At 61.6% G+C, this 14,562-nt stretch carries 12 protein-coding genes; 7 read left to right on the forward strand and 5 right to left on the reverse strand.

What is annotated here, in order from left to right; all coding sequences use genetic code 11:
* Window position 1: 1 nt before the first annotated feature.
* On the forward strand, window positions 2-415 hold the full coding sequence (locus PGR6_RS16110; protein ID WP_018929681.1) for a DUF6691 family protein: 414 nt from the start codon (window positions 2-4) through the stop codon (window positions 413-415).
* A 21-nt stretch (window positions 416-436) separates the two neighbouring features.
* On the opposite strand, the gene PGR6_RS16115 is transcribed toward PGR6_RS16110, so the two are convergent.
* Together PGR6_RS16115 and PGR6_RS16120 are read right to left on the reverse strand one after the other, a co-directional pair.
* Window positions 437-1,720, reverse strand: coding sequence for a Zn-dependent hydrolase (locus tag PGR6_RS16115; RefSeq protein WP_064618282.1), 1,284 nt, complete (start codon window positions 1,718-1,720; stop codon window positions 437-439).
* 147 nt (window positions 1,721-1,867) lie between these two features.
* The gene (locus PGR6_RS16120) at window positions 1,868-3,352 is read right to left on the reverse strand and encodes an NCS1 family nucleobase:cation symporter-1 (protein ID WP_064618284.1); all 1,485 of its coding nucleotides are present in this window, start codon (window positions 3,350-3,352) and stop codon (window positions 1,868-1,870) included.
* Between the two features lie 621 nt (window positions 3,353-3,973).
* On the opposite strand from PGR6_RS16120, the gene hydA reads away from it, so the two are divergent.
* The 3 genes from hydA (at window position 3,974) to preA (ending at window position 8,263) form a co-directional block, all read left to right on the forward strand.
* Entirely contained in the window at window positions 3,974-5,413 is a 1,440-nt protein-coding gene (gene hydA / locus PGR6_RS16125; RefSeq protein WP_018929684.1) for a dihydropyrimidinase, read from the forward strand.
* Window positions 5,414-5,620: 207 nt separating this feature from the next.
* Window positions 5,621-6,988 carry an NAD(P)-dependent oxidoreductase gene (locus PGR6_RS16130; RefSeq protein WP_064621292.1) on the forward strand — a complete coding sequence of 456 codons (1,368 nt, stop codon included), beginning with the start codon at window positions 5,621-5,623 and terminating at the stop codon, window positions 6,986-6,988.
* Window positions 6,989-8,263 carry an NAD-dependent dihydropyrimidine dehydrogenase subunit PreA gene (preA, locus tag PGR6_RS16135; protein ID WP_064618286.1) on the forward strand — a complete coding sequence of 425 codons (1,275 nt, stop codon included), beginning with the start codon at window positions 6,989-6,991 and terminating at the stop codon, window positions 8,261-8,263.
* 139 nt (window positions 8,264-8,402) lie between these two features.
* Here preA and PGR6_RS16140 read toward each other — a convergent pair whose 3' ends face one another.
* Entirely contained in the window at window positions 8,403-9,023 is a 621-nt protein-coding gene (locus tag PGR6_RS16140; protein ID WP_007937670.1) for a TetR/AcrR family transcriptional regulator, read from the reverse strand.
* A 139-nt stretch (window positions 9,024-9,162) separates the two neighbouring features.
* On the opposite strand from PGR6_RS16140, the gene copC reads away from it, so the two are divergent.
* A complete protein-coding gene (gene copC / locus PGR6_RS16145) occupies window positions 9,163-9,528 on the forward strand; it encodes a copper homeostasis periplasmic binding protein CopC (protein WP_064618288.1) in 366 nt (121 codons plus the stop codon).
* A 3-nt stretch (window positions 9,529-9,531) separates the two neighbouring features.
* Window positions 9,532-10,392, forward strand: coding sequence for a copper homeostasis membrane protein CopD (copD, locus tag PGR6_RS16150; protein WP_064618290.1), 861 nt, complete (start codon window positions 9,532-9,534; stop codon window positions 10,390-10,392).
* A gap of 164 nt (window positions 10,393-10,556) precedes the next feature.
* On the opposite strand, the gene PGR6_RS16155 is transcribed toward copD, so the two are convergent.
* Both PGR6_RS16155 and PGR6_RS16160 read right to left on the reverse strand, forming a co-directional pair.
* Complete coding sequence (locus tag PGR6_RS16155; RefSeq protein ID WP_064618292.1) at window positions 10,557-11,705, reverse strand: HlyD family secretion protein; 1,149 nt, start codon at window positions 11,703-11,705, stop codon at window positions 10,557-10,559.
* Window positions 11,702-13,366: an MFS transporter gene (locus tag PGR6_RS16160; RefSeq protein ID WP_064618294.1), complete on the reverse strand. Its 1,665-nt coding sequence runs from the start codon at window positions 13,364-13,366 to the stop codon at window positions 11,702-11,704. Before PGR6_RS16160 ends, PGR6_RS16155 begins: the two co-directional genes overlap by 4 nt.
* A 202-nt stretch (window positions 13,367-13,568) precedes the next feature.
* On the opposite strand from PGR6_RS16160, the gene PGR6_RS16165 reads away from it, so the two are divergent.
* Entirely contained in the window at window positions 13,569-14,519 is a 951-nt protein-coding gene (locus PGR6_RS16165; protein ID WP_018929691.1) for a polysaccharide deacetylase family protein, read from the forward strand.
* Window positions 14,520-14,562: the final 43 nt, after the last annotated feature.

The following is a 14,562-nucleotide window of genomic DNA, read 5'->3' on the forward strand; positions in this document are numbered from 1 at the left end:
CATGCGCAAACTGACCGCTTTCCTCGCCGGCCTGCTGTTCGGCGTCGGCCTGTTGCTGGCCGGCATGGCGAATCCGGCCAAAGTGCTGGGTTTTCTGGACATTGCCGGCCTGTGGGATCCGTCACTGGCGCTGGTCATGATCGGCGCCATTGCCGTGGCTTGGGGGCCGTTTCACTGGGCCATGAAACAACCGACATCCTTGCTGGGTGCGCCTATGCAATTGCCGGTCAGCCGTGAGCTGGACCGACGCCTGATCGGTGGCAGCCTGCTCTTCGGCATCGGTTGGGGTATTGCCGGCATCTGCCCCGGCCCGGCACTGGTGTTGTTGCCGACGGGGCACTGGCAAGCCTGGGTGTTCGCCATCGCCATGCTGGCGGGGATGCTGATGTTCAAAGCGCTGCAAACCCGCCGTTGAGCATCCCCGCCAAGCCAGTGGTCAAGCCGCCTGCTTACCACTGGCAATCGCCTGCGACGCCGCCAGCATCGCCCGCAACAACACGGCGCACCCGGCGGCCAGATCATCCGGCGCGGCGTTTTCGATTTCGTTGTGGCTGATGCCACCTTCACAAGGCACGAAGATCATCCCGGCCGGGCCGAGTTCGGCGAGGAAGATTGCGTCGTGCCCTGCTCCACTGACGATGTCCATGTACGACAGACCGAGCCCTTGAGCCGCACCGCGTACCGCTTCGACGCAGCCCTTGTCGAAATACAGCGGCGGGAAGTCGGCGGTGGGTGTCAGTTCGAAGGTCAGGCCGTGTTGCTCGCAGGTGGTTTCGATGACCTCGCGGACTTCGGCGATCATTGAGTCGAGTCGCGCCGGTTCCAGATGACGGAAGTCCAGGGTCATGCGCACTTCGCCGGGAATCACGTTGCGCGAGCCGGGATAGGCTTGCAGGCAGCCGACGGTGCCGCAGGCGTGGGGTTGATGACCGAGGGCTGCGCGATTGACTGCGCCGACGATCACCGCGGCGCCGACCAGCGCGTCCTTGCGCAGGTGCATTGGCGTCGGACCGGCGTGGGCTTCGACGCCGCGCAGTTTCAAGTCGAACCATTTCTGCCCCAGCGCGCCCATCACCACGCCGATGGTTTTGTGTTCGTCCTCAAGAATCGGCCCTTGCTCGATGTGCGCCTCGAAGTACGCTCCCACGGCATGACCACTGACCTGGCGCGGCCCGGCGTAACCGATGGCGTTCAAGGCTTCGCCGACAGTCACGCCCTCGGCATCGACCTTGGCCAGGGTTTCCTCGAGGGTGAATTTTTCCGCGAACACGCCGGAGCCCATCATGCACGGGGCGAAGCGTGAGCCTTCCTCGTTGGTCCAGACCACCACTTCCAGCGGCGCTTCGGTTTCCACGCCGAGGTCGTTGAGGGTACGTAAGACTTCGACCCCGGCCAGCACGCCGAAGCAACCGTCGAACTTGCCGCCGGTGGGCTGAGTGTCGATGTGGCTGCCGGTCATTACCGGTGGCAGGTTCGGATTGCGCCCCGGACGACGGGCGAAGATGTTGCCGACAGCGTCGATGCTGACGGTGCAACCGGCCTCCTCGCACCACTTCACGAAGATATCGCGCGCCTGGCGGTCGAGGTCAGTCAGGGCCAGCCGGCAGACACCGCCCTTGACCGTCGCGCCGAGCTTGGCCAGGTCCATGAGCGACTGCCACAGACGGTCGCGATTGATGTGCTGATGGGTGGATTGCAGAACGTCTACAGCAGCGTTCATGGTGATCTCCTCAGGCAGTTGTTATCGGTTTCTTCGCTAGTTCCCACGCCCCGCATGGGAATTCATCCCCGGACGCTCTGCGTCCGCTCCTGGAACGCGGAGCGTCCCTGGCTGCGTTCCCACGCAGAGCGTGGGAACGATCACTCATCACACCGGAGATTTCACGACAGTCGGACTCGGCCGCATCGAACTCAACCCGTAATAAATCAGCCCTCCCAAGGCCGAGCCGGTGAACCAGCCGTAGCTGTAGAACCAGCTGAAGGCATCGCTGCCCAGCGACAGCAGCGTCAACACCACCGGCACGCCGAACGCGATGAAGCCAAACCCGTTCCACGCCGGGTACACGTCATCACGATAGAGGCCGGCCAGATCCAGTTGCTGTTTCTTGACCAGGAAATAGTCCACCACCATGATCCCGGCGATCGGCCCCAGCAGGCTCGAATAGCCGAGCAACCAGTTGGAATACACCGTCTCCAGGCTCAGATCCGAGACAATCAGCCCGAGCTTTTTCAGCAGTTCATGGGCCATCAGCGCCAACCCGACCAACCCCGTGAGCATCACCGCCGTGGTGCGGTTGATGTACTTGGGCGCGACGTTCTGGAAATCGTTGGTTGGCGACACGATGTTGGCCGCAGTGTTGGTGGACAAGGTGGCGATGATGATCAGCGCCATGGCCAGTGCGACCCAGACCGGGCTCTGGATATGGCCGATCAGGGTGACCGGATCAGAGACGGTGACACCCACCAGTTTGACCGACGCGGCCGTCATCACCACGCCGAGGGAGGCGAACAGGAACATGGTCAGGGGTAAACCGATAATCTGCCCGACGATCTGGTCCTTCTGGCTTTTCGCGTAGCGGCTGAAGTCTGGAATATTCAGCGACAAAGTGGCCCAGAAGCCGACCATGGCGGTCAGCCCGGCGGCAAAATAACTGGCCACGCCGGCCCCTTCCGGACGCTTGGCCGGGATCGCCAGCAACTCGGTCATCGATACATTCGGCATAGCCCACACCAGCAGGCCCACGCCCACCAGTACCAACAACGGCGCCGAGAGGGTTTCCAGCCACTTGATCGAGTCCGCGCCGCGAATCACCACCCACAGGTTCAAGGCCCAGAACAGCATGAAGCCGATCACCTCGCCGGTACCGCCGAGGGCCTTCCAGCCATCGAACACCGAGCCGAGAAACAGGTGAATCGCCAGCCCGCCGAACATGGTCTGGATGCCGAACCAGCCGCACGCCACCAGGGCGCGGATCAGGCACGGGATGTTGGAACCGAGAATGCCGAAGGACGAGCGCAGCAATACCGGAAACGGAATGCCGTACTTGGTGCCGGGGAAGGCGTTCAGGGTCAGTGGGATCAGCACAATGATATTGGCGAACAGAATCGCCAGCAGCGCTTCGCCCACGGTCAGGCCGAAGTAGGCCGTGAGTACGCCGCCGAGGGTGTAAGTCGGCACGCAGATCGCCATGCCGACCCACAGCGCGGTGATGTGCCATTTGTTCCAGGTTCGTTCGCGCACCTTGGTCGGAGCCATGTCGTGGTTGTATCGGGGACTGTCGAGGACATCGCTGCCGGCTTCGAGCTCAAACAAGCCGTCGCGCTCGGTCACTTGCGATCTGATCTGTTGCATGGCCGCTCCACTGTTCTTTTGATTATTTTTGCTCATCAGAGGCTGGCGCAATGCGCGCGAGCCGGACGATGGCCGGAGAAACTGACAACTTTTACGGACCGGCCACGGTGTCAGCGGCGGCATCAATAAACGTGCCGGGTGCCCCGCTTGCGCCTCGGGCAGTGCCATAAAACTTTGCTAACCAACTGATGTTAATCAGCTTTATTTATCCAACTAGCGAGTCCCCGGTCAGTTGCCCTGTCACTCAGGCCGAATGCCAGGCAAGTTGTCCGAACAGTCAGGACTCAATCTGGTGCGTCGATCTTTTTTGTAAGGTTGCGCATCAACCATAGACCATCCTCAACCGGCTGATTTCACATAGAAAATCTTGACCATATTTCCAACCTGTCAAGTGCGTCAAAATGGTGAGCGGTCTCACCATTTTGGTGATTTTCATTTTTTATCGTTATTTATCAAACAGTTAAAACAATAATAAGCTTATAAAAAATATTCTTGCTCAATCCACAAACTGCAGCTAGCGTCTATTCTTGACAGCGCTGACAGGAATACACCGATTGGCGTCTGCTTCATATAAAACATCTAGAACCGGCAATAGTCGGTCATGCCTGCGAGGAACTCGGAATGTCTCTGTTGATCCGTGGCGCCACCGTTATTACCCATGATGAAAGTTATCGCGCCGACGTGTATTGCGCCGACGGCGTGATCAAAGCCATCGGTGAAAACCTCGATGTTCCCGCCGATGCGCAAGTGCTCGACGGCAGCGGCCAATACCTGATGCCCGGCGGCATCGATCCGCACACGCACATGCAACTGCCCTTCATGGGCACGGTGGCCAGCGAAGATTTTTTCAGCGGCACCGCAGCGGGATTGGCCGGTGGCACCACGTCGATCATCGACTTCGTGATACCCAACCCACAGCAATCATTGATGGAGGCCTTTCATCAATGGCGTGGCTGGGCCGAGAAGTCGGCGTCTGACTACGGCTTTCACGTCGCCATCACCTGGTGGAGCGAGCAAGTCCGCGAGGAAATGGCCGAGCTGGTCAGCCAGCACGGGGTCAACAGCTTCAAGCATTTCATGGCCTACAAGAACGCGATCATGGCCGCCGACGATACGCTGGTGGCGAGTTTCGAGCGCTGCCTGGAATTGGGCGCGGTGCCGACCGTGCACGCGGAAAACGGCGAGCTGGTCTATCACCTGCAACGCAAGTTGATGGCCCAGGGCATCACCGGGCCGGAAGCGCATCCGCTATCACGACCTTCGCAGGTGGAAGGTGAAGCCGCGAGCCGGGCGATCCGCATTGCCGAAACGTTGGGCACGCCGCTGTACCTGGTCCACGTCTCGACCAAGGAAGCCCTCGACGAAATCACCTACGCCCGCGCCAAGGGCCAACCGGTGTACGGCGAAGTGCTGGCCGGGCATCTGCTGCTGGACGACAGCGTTTACCAACACCCGGACTGGCAGACCGCCGCCGGTTACGTGATGAGCCCACCCTTCCGCCCGCGCGGTCATCAAGAAGCCCTTTGGCACGGCCTGCAAGCGGGCAACCTGCACACCACCGCCACCGACCACTGCTGCTTCTGCGCCGAGCAAAAAGCCGCCGGCCGTGACGACTTCAGCAAGATCCCCAACGGCACCGCCGGTATCGAAGACCGCATGGCAGTGCTTTGGGATGAAGGGGTGAACACCGGGCGTTTGTCGATGCAGCACTTCGTAGCGCTCACCTCCACCAACACCGCGAAGATCTTCAACCTCTACCCGCGCAAAGGTGCGATCCGTGTCGGTGCCGATGCCGATCTGGTGCTGTGGGACCCGGAAGGCACGCGGACGATTTCAGCCAAGACTCACCACCAGCAGGTCGACTTCAACATCTTCGAAGGCAAGACCGTGCGTGGCGTACCGAGTCACACCGTCAGCCAGGGCCGTGTGGTGTGGGCCGATGGTGATTTGCGCGCCGAGCGTGGCGCGGGCCGGTATATCGAACGGCCGGCGTATCCGGCGGTGTTTGATTTGCTGAGCAAGCGGGCCGAGTTGCACAAGCCGACCGCAGTGAAACGCTGATCTGCCCTCTGTGGCGAGGGAGCTTGCTCCCGCTGGACTGCGCAGCAGGCCCAAAGCCAGTCGACTCGGGGGGGGCAGGACAACCGATTTGGCAGGATGTGGGGCGGCTTCGCCACCCAGCGGGAGCAAGCTCCCTCGCCACAGGATGATGCGAAAAAACCAATGCCCACCAGAGGCAGTACCTCAATTAACCGTGAGGCCAACACCGTGATCAAGACTTTGAACCACCTCCCGCATCCCCATGAGGACGCGGCCGCCCTCGCCGGCCATTTCACCGACCTGGCGCCGCCGCTCAACGAGCGTCAGGCGCATCTGGAAGCCTCGCGCTGCCTGTATTGCTACGACGCGCCGTGCGTGAACGCGTGCCCAAGCGACATCGACATTCCATCGTTCATCCGCAATATCCATCAGGAAAACGTGCAGGGTGCGGCGCAGAAAATCCTCTCGGCCAACATCCTCGGTGGCAGTTGTGCCCGGGTCTGTCCGACGGAAATCCTCTGCGAGCAAGCCTGCGTGCGCAACAACGCCCAGGAATGCGCGCCGGTACTGATCGGCCTGTTGCAACGCTATGCCGTGGACAACGCACACTTCAGCGAACACCCGTTCCAGCGCGCCGCCGCAACCGGCAAGCGCATTGCCGTGGTGGGGGCAGGCCCGGCCGGTTTGTCCTGCGCGCACCGCAGCGCCATGCACGGCCATGACGTAGTGATTTTCGAGGCCCGGGAAAAGGCCGGTGGCCTCAACGAATACGGGATCGCCAAGTACAAGCTGGTGGACGACTACGCGCAGAAGGAGCTTGAGTTCCTGATGGGGATTGGCGGGATCGAGATTCGTCACGGGCAGAAACTCGGCGACAACCTGACCCTCAGCGAACTGCATCAGCAATTCGATGCGGTGTTCCTCGGCCTGGGCCTGGCCGCCAGCAAACAACTGGGCCTGCCCAACGAGGATGCCCCCGGCCTGCTCCCCGCCACCGACTACATCCGCGAACTGCGCCAGGCCGATGACCTGACGCAACTGCCGCTGGCCGAACGCTGCATCGTCCTCGGTGCCGGCAACACCGCCATCGACATGGCCGTGCAAATGGCCCGTCTCGGTGCCCGGGACGTGAACCTGGTGTACCGCCGTGGTGTCGCGGACATGGGCGCCACCGGTCACGAACAGGACATCGCCAAGGCCAATCAGGTGCGGCTGTTGACCTGGGCGCAACCCGAAGAGGTGCTGCTCGACGATCAGGGCAATGTGCGCGGCATGCGCTTCGCCCGTACCCGCCTGGTGGAAGGTCGCCTGCAAACCACCGGCGAAACCTTTGAACTGGCCGCCAATGCGATCTTCAAAGCCATCGGCCAGACCTTCGACACTTCCGCCCTCGCCGACCCGCTGGCCCGTGAACTCAAGCGTCAGGGCGATCGCATCCTCGTCGACGAGCAGCTGCGCACCAGCATTCCCGGCGTGTATGCCGGTGGCGACTGCACCAGCCTCGATCAGGACCTCACCGTGCAAGCCGTGCAGCACGGCAAGCTGGCCGCCGAGGCGATCAACGCTCAACTCATGCTCAACGTGGAGGCTGCGTAAATGGCCGATCTCTCGATTGTCTTCGCCGGCATCAAGGCCCCCAACCCGTTCTGGCTCGCTTCCGCGCCGCCGACCGACAAAGCCTACAACGTGGTCCGTGCGTTCGAGGCCGGCTGGGGTGGCGTGGTCTGGAAAACCCTGGGGGAAGACCCGGCGGCAGTCAACGTGTCCTCACGCTACTCGGCGCACTTCGGTGCCAACCGTGAAGTCATGGGCTTCAACAACATCGAGCTGATCACCGACCGTTCGCTGGAGATCAACCTGCGGGAAATCACCCAGGTCAAAAAGGACTGGCCGGACCGCGCACTGATCGTGTCGCTGATGGTGCCCTGCGTCGAGGAGTCGTGGAAAAACATCCTGCCGCTGGTGGAAGCCACCGGGGCCGATGGCATCGAACTGAATTTCGGCTGCCCCCACGGCATGCCGGAACGGGGCATGGGCGCGGCGGTCGGCCAGGTGCCGGAATACGTCGAACAAGTCACTCGCTGGTGCAAGACCTATTGCTCGTTGCCGGTGATCGTCAAGCTCACGCCGAACATCACCGACATCCGCGTCGCCGCCCGTGCCGCCCACCGTGGTGGCGCCGATGCGGTGTCGTTGATCAACACCATCAATTCGATCACCAGCGTCAATCTGGAGCGCATGGTCGCCAATCCCGCCGTCGGCAGCCAAAGCACCCACGGCGGTTATTGCGGCTCGGCGGTGAAGCCGATTGCGTTGAACATGGTCGCCGAGATCGCCCGCGACCCGCAGACCCAGGGCTTGCCGATCAGCGGCATTGGCGGCATCGGCAGTTGGCGCGATGCGGCGGAATTCATTGCCCTGGGCAGTGGTTCGGTGCAGGTGTGCACGGCGGCGATGCTGCATGGTTTCCGGATTGTCGAGGAGATGAAGGACGGTTTGTCACGCTGGATGGACAGTCAGGGCTACGCCCGCGTGTCGGATTTTTCCGGGCGCGCAGTGGGCAATACCACGGACTGGAAGTACCTGGACATCAACTATCAGGTGATTGCGAAAATCGATCAGGAGGCGTGCATCGGTTGCGGTCGCTGCCACATCGCTTGCGAAGACACCTCGCACCAGGCGATTGCCAGCCTCAAACAGGCCGATGGCACGCATAAATATCAAGTGATCGATGAGGAGTGCGTGGGCTGCAACCTGTGCCAGATCACCTGCCCGGTGCAGGATTGCATCGAGATGGTACCGGTGGATACGGGCAAGCCGTTTCTGGATTGGAACCATGATCCGAGGAATCCCTACCATGTCACGGTCTGAACGCAGCGTTGCCTGAACTGACGCCTTCGCGGGCAAGCCTCGCTCCTACAGTTTAATGTCGAGCCACATCAAATGATCGACGCTAAATCTGTAGGAGCGAGGCTTGCCCGCGAAGAGGTCGGCAGCCGCACCACCAACCTCAAGGCTCCAACCCGATCCCACGCAAGATCACACTGGTCACCGTCTGCACCGCCCGTTCGAACTGCATGTCCGACAACGGCTGATGATCATTCAGGATGTTCACCTGATGATCGAAGTCGGCGTAGTGCTGGGTCGAGGCCCAGATCATGTACAACAGGCTGGAAGGCTCCACCGGCAGGATGCGTTTGTCTTCCACCCACTGGCGAATTTTCGCTTCCTTCATCTTGGCCCAGTCGTACAGGCTCGCGTCCAGCTTCTCACCGAGGGTCGGCGCGCCGTGGATGATTTCGTTGGCCCAGACTTTCGAACCGTACGGCCGGCTGCGGGAATGGTTCATCTTGGCGCGGATGTAGCTGCTGAGCACCACGCGCGGGTCGTCGAACATTTCGAAGCACAGGGCGTCCTGCTTCCAGACCTCCAGCAAACCCAGGAGCACCGCGCTGTACAGCTCGCTCTTGGTGCTGAAGTAGTAATGCAGGTTGGAGCGCGGCAGTTGCACTTCAGCGGCGATGTCGGCCATGGCGGTGCTGCCGAAGCCTTTTTCGGCGAAGACCTTTTCGGCCGCCAACAGGATTTTTTCGACGTTACTGCGACGAATCTCGATCTTGTGATTGCCCATGAGGGCTCCCTGACAACAGCGTTGCTCAAGACTAGCATCCGCTCTACGTCGCGGCGACAGGGGAAAACGAAACTTCGTACAGCGGCCCTGCGGCAGGTAAACTGCCTGCCTCTTTGAACCTGCCTGCGAGGTCTCCACGATGCTGCTCAAGAACGCCCTGACCACCGCCGCCCTGCTCGGCTCGCTGTTCGCCGCCTCATCAGTGTTTGCCCACGCCCATCTGAAAAGCCAGACCCCGGCGGCCGACAGCACCGTGCAGGCGCCAACGGAACTGCGCCTGGTGTTTTCCGAAGGGGTTGAAGCAACGTTCACCAAAGTGAAAATCAGCAAGGACGGTGCCGACGTACCGGTAAAAAGCCTCGCCACCGAAGGCAGCGACAAGAAAACCCTGGTCGTCACCCCGGCAGCGCCGTTGGCCGCTGGCGATTACAAGGTCGAATGGCATGCCGTGTCGGTCGACACCCATAAAAGTGAAGGCGCCTACCGCTTCAAGGTGGGTCAGTAATTCATGACCGAGGCGCTGGTGCTGTGCCGCTTCCTGCATTTCACCGTGGTGCTGATGCTGTTTGGGGCCTGGGTGTTCAGGCCTTTGCTGTTGGGCCGCGAAACGAAATGGCTGGATCCGGCACTGGCGCGAGTGACCCGCTGGCTCAGCGTGGTGGCGTTGCTCAGCGGCGTCGGCTGGTTGCTGCTGATCACCGCCAGCATGGCCAGTTCCCCGGAGGCGGCATTCGACCCGGCGACGCTGAACCTGGTGCTGAGCGATACATTTTTCGGTCAGGTATGGCGCTGGCATCTGCTGCTCAATCTGTTGCTCGTGGCATTGTTGTTGACGCCCTGGCGTTCCAACATGGCCTGGCGCATCGGCCTTTCCAGCCTGCTGCTGGCGACCCTGGCCCCGGTCGGTCATGGCGCCATGCTCGATGGCCTGCAAGGCCAACTGTTAATCCTCAACCAGATTGTTCACCTGACGTGCGTCGGCGCCTGGCTCGGTGGGTTGATGTTGCTGGTGATGATCCTGCGCCAACCGGACGATCATCCCTTGAGCGCGATACTGCAACGCTTCAGCGGGATCGGTTACACGTTGGTGGCGGGGTTGGTGATGACCGGCCTGATCAACGTGCGCGTACTGACCGGCGTGTTCTGGCCGACGCCGTTGCTGTCCGGGTTTGCGCTGATTCTGTTGATCAAGGTTGTGCTGGTGATCGCGATGCTGGGGTTGGCGCTGTTCAATCGGCTGCGGGTCAAGGATTGCCAGCAGCGTCCGGGGCTGTTGCGCACCAGCGTCATGCTGGAATGGATACTGGGGATCGGCGCGGTAGCGGCGGTTTCACTGCTGGGCACCCTGCCCCCAATGATCGCCCCCTGAATCACACCCCATCTGTAGGAGCGACCTGTGGCGAGGGGGCTTGCCCCCGTTGGGTTGCGAAGCAGCCCCAAAAGTTTCTGTTGTACCAAAAATCCTGTGAGTGCTACGCACTCAAACGGGGGCAAGCCCCCTCGCCACAGGTCACCCCCCACAAGAGGTATGCGTTAGTCAGGGGTATTGGGATCCCCTTGCGCCGCGGTATCAATACTCACCACCACCGACATCCCCGGCCGCAGCCGTTCGCTCTGTTCCTGATCGGCATCGACGCTGATCCGCACCGGCACTCGCTGGGCAATCTTGACGAAGTTGCCAGTGGCATTGTCAGCCTGCAACAAGCTGAACTCGGAGCCTGTGGCCGGTGAAATCCGTTGCACCCGCCCGTGGAATTTCTGGTGGTTCAGCGCATCGACGGTGAAGCTCACCGGCTGGCCGACCCGCACGTTGTCCATCTGGGTTTCCTTCATGTTGGCGATCACCCACAACTGGTTCGGCACCAACGCCATCAGCTGCGCCCCGGAGTTGACGTAGGCGCCAAGGCGCACGCCGATCTGCCCGAGTTGACCGTCGCGCGGCGCCACCACGCGGGTGTTCGACAGGTCGATCCGCGCCAGTTGCACCGCCGCTTCAGCACTGGCCACCGCCGCTTCCAGCGAGCCGCGATTGACGATCACCGTTTGCAGATCCTGGCGGGCGATGTCCAGATTGGCCTGGGCTTGCGCCACGGCGGCAACGGTCTGGGCGTTGGCGGCCAGGGTCACGTCCAGCTCGCGTTTCGACACCGAGCCATCACCGACCAGCTCTTTGTTGCGGCGCAAATCCGCTTCACTTTTGCGCAACTGTGCCTGGGCGTCGGCGACGGCGGCCTGACGCAACTTGATGGTCGCTTCGGCGCTGTTGCGTTGCTGCACCACGTTGGCCAGCGCGGCTTTCTGCACCGCCAGTTGCGCCAGGGACTGATCGAGACGCTGCTTGTAGATGCGGTCGTCAAGGCGCACCAGTAAATCGCCGGCCTTCACGAACTGGAAATCCTGCACCGGCACTTCGTACACGTAACCGCTGAGTTGCGGGCCGATGATCGTCACCTGCCCGCGCACCAGGGCATTTTCCGTGGTCTCGACCGCGCTGCTGAACGGTGGCAGTTGCCAGGCGTACAACACGATCAGTACACCGACGAGAGCAATCGCCGCAAAGCCCAGGGACGAGATGATCCGCATCCCCAGCGAGCGCGGTTCAGAGCCCGGCGAGGATGGCGGCGTCACGCCTTCGGGGGTGGCGGCAATAGTGTTGGTGGTCGTGGTGGTCGGTTCGGTCATGAAGAAGTGGCACCGCTGGATTGTTTGGTTGGAGTGGCAGGCGCCGGGGCAACGGCTTGGGTAGTGCTCATCAGCCACAGGGCGCGAATGGAAATCCAGATCATGGTCAGCACCGCGATCACGGCAATCAGCATGAACACATCGTTATAGGCCAGGACATTAGCCTCGCGAGTGGCAGCAGCGGCCAGGCTACGGATGCCCTGCAGGTTGCGCAGGCTCGGGTCGGCAATTATCGAGCCGACCGCGTTGCCGCCGCTCTGGACCCGCGCCGCCACACGCGGGTCGAGCAACGTCAGCTGCTCGACGATGTGACTGGAATGAAACTTCTCGCGCGCGATCTGGAACGTCCCCAGCAGTGCCGCGCCGATCAAGCCGCCGAGGTTCTGACAGATACCGAACAGCACCGAGAAACTCACCAGGTTGCGCGGGCTGGACAGCACGTTACGCATGCCGAAGACCATGGTCGGCCCGAGGAAGAACGTCCCGCCGAAGGCCAGCAGAAACTGGCTGAAATACAGGTTTTCCGGGCGGGTCAGGTTGTTCGAATAACTGTCCATCACCGAACCGACCGCCATCAGCGCCAGGGAGATGTTCAGCGGCATGATCAGGTGCTTGGGGTCGATGGTCAGGGCGCTGGTGACCAGGCCGGCGATACTGCCGATCAACATCACCACATACAGGCTGTGCAGCTGTTGACTGCTCATGTTCAGCGTCTGCATGAACCCCACCGCGCCGGTGGACTGTTCCGACGTCACCATGCGAATCAGGATCACCGCCAGGGCCAGGCGGATCATCGCCCCGCTGCCGAGCCAGCGGGTCATCAGCATCGGGTTGCTGCGATTGTGCTCGATGGCCAGGCCCGTGAGGATCAACACGATCGAAGCCGCCGAGGCCACGCCGATCCACTGCGCTTCCAGCCACCAGTCGATCCGCCCCAAAGACAACACCGCGCAGAGCAAGGCCACGCCGGTGGCGAGGATGGCGAAGGTCAGGAAGTCGAGTTTTTCGAAGGTCTTGAAGCGGTCACCCGGCGGCAGTTTCAGCAGAAACACGCAGCCCAAAGACAACAGCGCCATGCCCAGTTCGAACAGGTACAGCCCGCGCCATTCGGCGATCTGCAGCAGGTCTTCGGAAAACAACCGTGCCATGGGCAAAGCCAGTTGCGAGGTGCCGAGGCCCAATACCAGCGCCTTCATCCGCCATTTCGCCGGGAAGGCCTGGATCATGTAATACAGGCCCAACGAACTCAGCGCTGCGCCGACCATGCCGTGGGCCGCGCGCACGGCGATCGCCGAACTCAGGTCGTTGACGAACAAATGGCCGAAGGTCACCAGCGCATAAAGCATCAGGAACACTTCGGTGAAAGCCCGCAGGCCGAATTGCTGACGAAACTTCACCAGCAGCAGGTTCATCGACACGTTGGTCATGACGTAAGCCGCCGGCAGCCAGGCCATCTCGGCCGTGGTCGCGCCCAGCGCGCCTTGCAGATACGGCAGGTTGGCGACCACCAGCGAGTTGCCGAGACCACCGGTCAATGCCACCAACACCCCCACCAGCGCGTAGGCCAGCCGCCTGGGGTTGGAGTGCAACGGCGTCGAGGGCGATCCGGGCAGGCTGGGCCGCTCGTGGGGCTGCCAGTCGCGCGGGGTGTAGTGATCCATTCGATGGCCTTGGTTCAAGGAGTGTGGTCAGTTTGCCACAGCTGAAACACAAATCCCTCGCCACAGGCTTACTCCCGCACTGGACGGTGTGTTCGGCGGGATTCGTAAATTCTGTTTAAAAGTCTTCTCGCCCGTAGCGGATTTTTCCGGGGCAATCCAAATGACACCCTCACGGCACTGTTCAACTCAAAAGGTGCCCCTTATGACCACTGCCCATTGGCAACGCTCCCCCCGCTGGCTGAAAAATCTGCTGGCCGCCGCCCTGCTGCTGCCGTCCCTCGCGTTCGCCCAGGAACGCCCGTGGCCGGATGGCTCGCAACTGGTGATTTCGTTCTCCATGCAATTCGAAACCGGCGGCCAGCCCGACGGTGCCGAAAGTCCGTTCTCCGGCACTCCATTGCCCAAGGGTTACCCGGACATGCCGGCACAGACCTGGTTCGACTACGGCTACAAGGAAGGCCTGTGGCGGATGCTCGACCTGTGGGACCGCAACGGCATCAAGGTCACGTCCCATGTGGTGGGCGAAGCGGCGTTGAAACACCCCGAACTGGTGCGGGCGATCGCCGACCGTGGCCATGAAGTCGCCGCCCATGGCATGCGCTGGGCCGACTCTTACAACATGAGCTACGAGCAAGAGAAGGCCTTCATCGGCGACGGCGTCGAGGCGGTGCAGAAACTCACCGGCCAGCGCTCGGTGGGCTACAACGCCAATTGGCTGCGGCGCAGCCCCAATACCCTGAAAGTGCTGCAGGATCTGAACTTCACCTATCACATCGATGACGTCAGCCGTGATGAGCCGTTTGTGACACTGGTCCGTGGCAGGAAATTCGCCGTGGTGCCTTACACCCTGCGCAACAACGACATTGTGCTGATCGAAGGCCGGCACTTCTCGGCGCAACAGTTCTACCGGCAATTGGTGCTGGAATTCGACCGCCTGTACGCCGAAGGTGCCAGCCAGCGGCGGATGATGTCGGTGAGTCTGCATGACCGCATCGGCGGCACCCCGGCGATGGTCGAGGCGGTGGAGCGTTTTATCCGTTACGCCAAGTCCCATCCGAAGGTCAGCTTCATGCGCAAGGATCAGATTGCCCAGATCGTGCTGACCGAAAAGAACCCGCTGATCGATAACACCGAGGCGGCGTACAACCACTGAGCCAAATCACCGCCAAAACCGGAATGAAAAGATCGCAGACTGC

The sequence above is a fragment of the Pseudomonas sp. GR 6-02 genome (genome assembly GCF_001655615.1).
Taxonomy (GTDB): Bacteria; Pseudomonadota; Gammaproteobacteria; order Pseudomonadales; family Pseudomonadaceae; genus Aquipseudomonas.

Coding starts and splice junctions, on each gene's coding strand:
- preA (WP_064618286.1), top strand. CDS start 6,989: ATGGCCGATCTCTCGATTGTCTTCGCCGGCATCAAGGCCCCCAACCCG.
- copD (WP_064618290.1), top strand. CDS start 9,532: ATGACCGAGGCGCTGGTGCTGTGCCGCTTCCTGCATTTCACCGTGGTG.
- PGR6_RS16120 (WP_064618284.1), bottom strand. CDS start 3,352: ATGCAACAGATCAGATCGCAAGTGACCGAGCGCGACGGCTTGTTTGAG.
- copC (WP_064618288.1), top strand. CDS start 9,163: ATGCTGCTCAAGAACGCCCTGACCACCGCCGCCCTGCTCGGCTCGCTG.
- PGR6_RS16140 (WP_007937670.1), bottom strand. CDS start 9,023: ATGGGCAATCACAAGATCGAGATTCGTCGCAGTAACGTCGAAAAAATC.
- hydA (WP_018929684.1), top strand. CDS start 3,974: ATGTCTCTGTTGATCCGTGGCGCCACCGTTATTACCCATGATGAAAGT.
- PGR6_RS16155 (WP_064618292.1), bottom strand. CDS start 11,705: ATGACCGAACCGACCACCACGACCACCAACACTATTGCCGCCACCCCC.
- PGR6_RS16165 (WP_018929691.1), top strand. CDS start 13,569: ATGACCACTGCCCATTGGCAACGCTCCCCCCGCTGGCTGAAAAATCTG.
- PGR6_RS16160 (WP_064618294.1), bottom strand. CDS start 13,366: ATGGATCACTACACCCCGCGCGACTGGCAGCCCCACGAGCGGCCCAGC.
- PGR6_RS16115 (WP_064618282.1), bottom strand. CDS start 1,720: ATGAACGCTGCTGTAGACGTTCTGCAATCCACCCATCAGCACATCAAT.
- PGR6_RS16110 (WP_018929681.1), top strand. CDS start 2: ATGCGCAAACTGACCGCTTTCCTCGCCGGCCTGCTGTTCGGCGTCGGC.